At 56.2% G+C, this 6,623-nt stretch carries 5 protein-coding genes and 1 other RNA gene; 3 read left to right on the forward strand and 3 right to left on the reverse strand.

The genetic code is table 11. From position 1 onward, the window contains the following. Window positions 1–34: 34 nt before the first annotated feature. Window positions 35–1,615: a class I adenylate-forming enzyme family protein gene (locus ABYV26_RS17825; protein WP_372682710.1), complete on the forward strand. Its 1,581-nt coding sequence runs from the start codon at window positions 35–37 to the stop codon at window positions 1,613–1,615. Window positions 1,616–1,804: 189 nt separating this feature from the next. Here ABYV26_RS17825 and dnaK read toward each other — a convergent pair whose 3' ends face one another. From dnaK to ffs, 3 genes are all read right to left on the reverse strand, one after another. Then, the gene (gene dnaK, locus ABYV26_RS17830) at window positions 1,805–3,730 is read right to left on the reverse strand and encodes a molecular chaperone DnaK (RefSeq protein WP_372682706.1); all 1,926 of its coding nucleotides are present in this window, start codon (window positions 3,728–3,730) and stop codon (window positions 1,805–1,807) included. A gap of 46 nt (window positions 3,731–3,776) precedes the next feature. Further along, complete coding sequence (gene grpE, locus ABYV26_RS17835; RefSeq protein WP_372682707.1) at window positions 3,777–4,409, reverse strand: nucleotide exchange factor GrpE; 633 nt, start codon at window positions 4,407–4,409, stop codon at window positions 3,777–3,779. A gap of 248 nt (window positions 4,410–4,657) precedes the next feature. Beyond that, window positions 4,658–4,902, reverse strand: an RNA gene (ffs, locus tag ABYV26_RS17840) — signal recognition particle sRNA large type. A gap of 197 nt (window positions 4,903–5,099) precedes the next feature. Between ffs and ABYV26_RS17845 the strand changes: the two genes are divergently transcribed. Both ABYV26_RS17845 and tilS read left to right on the forward strand, forming a co-directional pair. Continuing rightward, window positions 5,100–5,489, forward strand: a complete 390-nt coding sequence (locus ABYV26_RS17845) for a DUF3568 family protein (protein WP_372682708.1) — start codon at window positions 5,100–5,102, stop codon at window positions 5,487–5,489. Next, window positions 5,464–6,623: tRNA lysidine(34) synthetase TilS (gene tilS, locus ABYV26_RS17850; RefSeq protein ID WP_372682709.1), on the forward strand; the 1,160-nt coding region annotated here is incomplete at its 3' end. The genes ABYV26_RS17845 and tilS, both read left to right, overlap by 26 nt.

Raw genomic sequence — 6,623 nt, forward strand, 5'->3', positions numbered from 1 at the left:
ACCGACGCCGTTTTACAAAGCAAGGGGAATCATCATGCTCATCACAGAAATTCTGGCCAGAAATGCCCGCATGTACGGACAGGAGACCGCCCTCGTCGAACGGGAACCAGGAAAACACCGCCGGGTGGAGATCTCCTGGAATACCCTCGACGACCAAGCCAACGCCATTGCCCAGGCCTTGATCGCCAGGGGGGTAAAAAAGGGGGACCGGGTCGTTCACCTGATGATGAACGGCATCTTATGGTTGCCCGCCTATTTTGGTATCCTGAGAACCGGAGCCTGGGCGGTTCCATTGAATTTCCGGTTCGTCGCAAAAACGATCGCCAAGTGCACCCGCACCGCCGAGGCAAAGGCATTCATCTTCGGCGAGGCCTTCATCGACCGGGTGACGGAAATCCGGGCCGAGATTGAAAACTGCGTCCAAACATTTATCTTCGAAGGCCCAAAAGACAAGTGCCCCGCCTGGGCGGAACCACTTGACCGGCTCATTGCCGGCCATCCGGCCGAAGACCCGGGGGTGGCCATAGACATCTGCGATGACGCGGCGCTTTACTTCACTTCGGGTACCACCGGCACACCCAAGGCCGCCCGCCTGACGCACCGCAACCTGGAGCACGCCTGTTATGTGGAGAACCGACACCACCACCAGACCCACACGGACAATTTTCTGTGCATCCCCCCCCTGTATCACACGGGAGCAAAAATGCACTGGTTCGGCAATTTCATCGTGGGAGCAAAAGCGGTCATTCTCAAAGGCATAGAACCCCGATGGATTTTAGATGCCATCTCCGAAGAGAAAATAACCATCGTCTGGCTACTGGTGCCCTGGGCCATGGACCTGCTGTTGGCCATCAAAAGCGGCGAACTCAAATTGAAAAACTACCGTCTGGACCAATGGCGGCTCATGCATATCGGCGCCCAGCCTGTCCCCGCAAGCCTGATCAAGGAATGGCGCACGGTCTTCCCCAATCACCAGTACGACACCAACTACGGCCTCACCGAAAGCACCGGCCCCGGCTGCATCCATCTGGGAATCGAAAACATGCACAAAGTCGGAGCCATCGGTTCTCCCGGGTTTGACTGGGAGTGTCGGATCGTCGACGACCAATTCCACCCGGTCGCGCAGGGAAACCCCGGAGAACTGATCATCAAGGGGCCCGGCGTCATGAAGGAGTACTATAAGAATCCCCAGGCCACGGCCGCTGCGATCGTGAACGGATGGCTGCTCACCGGTGATGTGGCCCGGCAGGACGAAGAGGGCTTCATCTGGCTGGTGGACCGAAAAAAGGATGTGATCATCACCGGTGGAGAAAACATCTACCCGGTGGAAATCGAGGATTTTCTCATGAATCATCCTAAAATACAGGATGTGGGGGTGATTGGTCTGCCCAGTTTGAGGCTGGGAGAAATCACCACAGCCATCATCAAGGTAAAAAACGGCTGCGACCTGACCTGCGCGGAAGTGGATGACTTCTGCATCGCCCTGCCCCGCTATAAACGCCCCCGCAAAATCATTTTCGGGGACGTGCCGCGAAACCCCACCGGCAAGATCGAAAAGCCCAGATTACGCAGACAATATGCCGGGCAGGCGGAAAGTTTTAAAGCGGTTAGATAGTTTGATCAAACCCGCAGCTCCTTCACGGTCGCCGTCGTACACGGGATCAATCTTCAAACCTGTTCAAGTTGACTTGCAGCTGGACCGGCCCCGCTTTGGTTTTTCAGAAAAAGAAAACCCGCAGCCGGCTAACGGTGCGGGTTTTTTCAATCTCTGAAGCACGGCCCTGCCTTTGCCTCAAGCGCAGGTCTATTTTTTGTCTTTCACCTCTTCGAAATCGGCATCCACCACATCGTCATCTGCACCGGCACTCCCTGCATCCGCGCCGGCATCGGGGCCCGGACCGTCCGCACCGCCGGCCCCCGCCTCGGAGGCCTGCTTGTACATGGCTTCGGCCACCTTGTGAGATGCCTGGGTCAGCTCTTCACTCAGCCGCTGAATCTCACTCACATCATCGCCTTCCATGGCCTTCTTCAGCGCTGTCGAGGAGGCTTCGATTTTGCTGCGGGTCTCGGCATCCACTTTCTCTCCAAGATCCTTCAAGGATTTTTCAGTCGTATAGATGAGCGTATCGGCGTGGTTCCTGGCTTCGACCAACTCCTTTTTCTTCTTGTCCTCATCGGCATGCAATTCGGCATCCTTAATCAGCTTGTCGATATCCTCTTTAGAAAGGCCGCTGGAGGCCGTAATCTGAATGGACTGCTCTTTGCCAGTGGCCGTGTCCTTGGCGGAAACATTGACGATACCGTTGGCATCGATGTCAAACGTCACCTCGATCTGTGGAACGCCGCGGGGGGCAGGCGGGATGCCAACCAGTTCAAACCGTCCCAGGGTCTTGTTGCTGGCGGCCATCTCGCGTTCGCCCTGGAGTACGTGGATGGAGACCGCCGGCTGGTTGTCCGCCGCCGTGGAAAAAACCTGGCTTTTACGGGTCGGGATGGTGGTGTTTTTTTCGATGAGCCGCGTCATGATGCCCCCAAGCGTTTCGATCCCCAGGGACAGCGGTGTGACATCCAGCAACAGCACATCCTTCACATCACCCTTGAGCACGCCACCTTGAATGGCTGCACCCAGCGCCACCACTTCGTCGGGGTTCACGCCCTTATGGGGTTCTTTGCCGAAAATACGCTTCACCCGGTTATGCACTGCCGGCATACGCGTCATGCCGCCCACCAGAATGACTTCGTCGATGTCCCCGGTGGACAGGCCGGCGTCTTTTAACGCGGTCCGGCATGGGGGCTCCAGCTTGTCCAGCAGATCGGCAACCAGCCCTTCCAGCTTGGCTCGGGTGATCTTGACATTGAGGTGTTTGGGACCGCTGGCGTCGGCGGTAATAAAGGGCAGGTTCACATCGGTTTCCATGGAGGAGGAAAGTTCCATCTTGGCCTTTTCCGCCGCCTCTTTGAGCCGCTGCAGGGCCATCTTGTCACTTCTCAAATCGATGCCTTGATCCTTCTTGAACTCGTCTGCCAGAAAATCGATAAGCCGCAGATCGAAGTCTTCGCCGCCCAGGTGGGTGTCGCCGTTGGTGGCCTTGACTTCAAAAACACCTTCACCGATCTCGAGAATCGAAATATCGAAGGTGCCGCCGCCCAGGTCGAATACGGCAATCTTCTCTTCACTGCGTTTGTCCAGGCCATAAGCCAGGGAGGCGGCCGTGGGTTCGTTGATAATGCGCAGCACATTGAGCCCGGCAATTTTTCCGGCATCCTTGGTGGACTGGCGCTGGCTGTCGTTGAAGTAAGCCGGCACGGTGATCACCGCATCCGTCACCGTTTCACCCAGGTAGTCTTCTGCGTATTTCTTGATGTGAGCCAGGATAAAAGATGAAATTTCTGCCGGGCTGTGGAGTTTTCCCCTTAAATCGATGCGGACATCGCCATTTTCAGCCTGCTTGATATGGTAAGGGAGTATTTTGATGTCATTCTGAACCTCGGCAGATGAATACTTTCTGCCAATAAGCCGCTTGACCGCAAAAACCGTATTCTCCGGGTTGGTGATGGCCTGCCGCTTGGCGATCTGCCCCACCGTCCGCTCTCCACTCTCGCTGACGGCCACAATGGAAGGTGTGGTGCGGCCACCTTCCGGATTGGTGATCACGTTGGCGTCGCCGCCTTCCATAATGGCCACACAGGAGTTGGTGGTCCCGAGATCAATTCCGATAATCTTGCCCATCTGATGTTCCTCCTTACCTTCGACGATCCTTAGAAATAGTATTGATTTAAGCGTTCGTATTAATTGTTTGTTCGGGTGCCTGTCCGCTCTGGGCGGCCTTCGAGACCACCACCATGGCCGGGCGAAGCAGCCGCTCATGAATCAGATATCCCTTTTGAAATTCCTGCACCACCGTGTTGGGCGGCTGATCGGTGCTCTCCTCCTGGCACATGGCCTGATGAAAGGCCGGATCAAAAGGCTCTCCCAATGCTTGAATGGGGCTGACGTAATGTTTTTCCAGAATTTTCATGATCTCTGCCAGTGTCAGGGCGACACCGTCAACCAGACTCTGACCACTTTCGTTCTCCGAATTGGCCGAGGCAATCGCCCGCTCCAGGTTGTCCACAACCGTCAGCAGCTGCCGAATCAGGTTCTCGGTGGCGTATTTTTTAATGTCGTCCAGGTCCCGGGCAGCCCGCTTTTTATAATTTTCCAGTTCGGCGGCCATCCGAAGCATGCGGTCGCGGTTTTCACTGGCTTCAGCCTCCGCCGCCGCCAATTTTTCTGTAAGATCCGTTGGCGAATCAGGGGCGTCCAGCGGTTCATCGGCGGCATCGTCTGGGTTCGAAGGTATTGATGGGGGGTCTTGCGGCGTTGTATCGTTCTCGTCTTCGATCACAATTTTTTTCTTTTGTGCCATCAGCTCCTGTATCTCCTGGTTTCACTGGATTTTCTCATCTTCGCGGCCGGTGGGCTCCCGGTCCGTCCGAAAAGCTTGAATGTTAAGCAGTTGACTTCAACCGGGTCCGCAAAGTTGACAAAAAATAAGACCAGATGGTGGCTTGTCAAGGACCCGTCCGGCCTTCTCTGATTAATAATAATTAATTGTAAATTTGATAGGTTGGATCAATTAAACGGCGGGGCAGCGCAGCAGGACAGATGAGATGGTTGTGCACCCCCCGTCGAGCTGATCCGAAAAATCTGAGCCAAAACATGGCCGGGATCGATCCACGACACAGACCGCATCCCTTATCGCTGCTTCCTTCCGGACCTGACGAGGTTCGAGACCGTCTGTTGCGCGGCGGCCGGCCAAAATGGCCTGATTTTCTCGGGATTAACCCTAAGGGGGGAATTCAGCCCCGCATGAAGCGGATTTCGGGTAAAGGGCACCGCTGGCTCCCCGCCTAGCACAACCGGTGCCCCTATAGTATGATCCCTGCCCCTTTTTCAAGAGATAAGTGCACATCTTTATCAATTGATTTACAGGGAAACCCATGGCCACCGGTCACCCTGTCGAGTCTGCGGTATTGACTTCCCTTTGGTCATGCAATAAGTCAAGGGCTGCAGCTTACTGAGAACAACCCTTACAACAGATTTGGAGGAGCCGATAATGGCACGAACCATTACTGCGATCACCTTACTGGTCGCCCTGCTTTTCACGGCAGGCTGCGCAGCCATCGTTGTTGGTGCCGGAACAGGAGCCGGCGTTTACACCTGGATCAAGGGAGAATTGATCCGTTCCTACGCCAAGGACTTCACCCACACTGAAAACGCAACCATCCAGAGTCTAGATTACCTGAAGATCACCATCGATGAGAAAAACCAGACGGGCAGTGAAACCACCATCACGGCACGCCAGAACGACGGCTCTCCGGTGAAGGTAACCATTCGGACAGTGCGCTACGACATGACCGAAGTGGCGGTCAGAAGTGGTTATGTCGGCTTCTGGGATCGGAAAAACGCCGAACTGATCCATGCCACCATTCTCAGCAACATCTGAGACAACGATCCTTCTGGCAACGGTCGAACAGACGCTTGCCACCCACCATATGACGGCTCCGGGAGATCGGGTGCTGGTGGGGGTATCCGGCGGCCCGGATTCCATGGCACTGCTCCACCTGCTGAGCCGACTGGCGCCCGACCTGAAAATCCGGCTGGGCGTGGCCCATCTGAACCATTGTCTGCGGGGTGCATCGGCAGACAGGGATGCCGAGGTGGTGCGTCAAGCGGCCCGGGCATTAGACTACCCTGTCCATATCGCCCGCGGCCACGTATTAAAGGTAAAAGAAAAACTGGGTCTCTCCCTGGAAGAAGCCGCCCGTCGGGTTCGCTATGCGTTTTTTAGGAAAATCATGTCCGATGTCGGCTACGATAAGCTAGCGCTTGGCCACCAGTCGAACGACAACGCCGAACAGATGCTCATGGCCCTGTTGCGTGGGACCGGCCCGCGCGGACTTTCCGGCATCACACCGGTGCGGCAGGCATGCATCATCCGCCCCCTGATCAATGTCGGCCGCTCACAGATTGAAACATTCGTTGCCCAGGCGGGCATCGCCTTTGTTCTGGATGCATCCAACAATGACCTCCGGTTTGTGCGCAACCGCATCCGGCACCACCTGCTGCCACTCCTGGCATCCGATTACAATCCGCGCATCGAGGCGAACCTCAATCAGCTGGCCGATGTGATGAGAACTGAGGAAGCGTGGATCGAGGACATTACGGCCGCCGAGTACAAAAAAGCAGCGCTTGAGCGCACTGATGGAACTATCACACTCTCTGCCCAAGCCATCCGCCAGACGCATCCTGCCCTGGCCCGCCGTATAGTCCGAAAGGCCTTGGCGAATCTTACCGGTACCCTGCGACGGATCACCTTCGCCCACGTCCAATCCGTGTTGCACCTGTTGACGGACGGCTGCGGGGTAAAGGAGCTTCATCTGCCCGGCGGTGTCCGCGCCCGTCGCGCCGATGATCGGCTGACGCTGATAATGGCAGACAGCTGCCGCAGGAGCGCCGGTGAACCGGCAGTTGACGGCCGGCCGGCGTCCACGACGCAAATTTCCACCCCTTTCCCCGCTACGGTTGAAATTAAAAAAATGGGCATCGGTCTGCGATTTTCCACCTGCCGGCCGGACCA

Source organism: Desulfosarcina sp., from assembly GCF_041551955.1.
Taxonomy (GTDB): domain Bacteria; phylum Desulfobacterota; class Desulfobacteria; order Desulfobacterales; family Desulfosarcinaceae; genus Desulfosarcina.

Bases quoted from the DNA above. Each gene is read 5' to 3' on its own strand.
- ABYV26_RS17825 (WP_372682710.1), top strand. From the start codon at position 35: ATGCTCATCACAGAAATTCTGGCCAGAAATGCCCGCATGTACGGACAG.
- dnaK (WP_372682706.1), bottom strand. From the start codon at position 3,730: ATGGGCAAGATTATCGGAATTGATCTCGGGACCACCAACTCCTGTGTG.
- grpE (WP_372682707.1), bottom strand. From the start codon at position 4,409: ATGGCACAAAAGAAAAAAATTGTGATCGAAGACGAGAACGATACAACG.
- ABYV26_RS17845 (WP_372682708.1), top strand. From the start codon at position 5,100: ATGGCACGAACCATTACTGCGATCACCTTACTGGTCGCCCTGCTTTTC.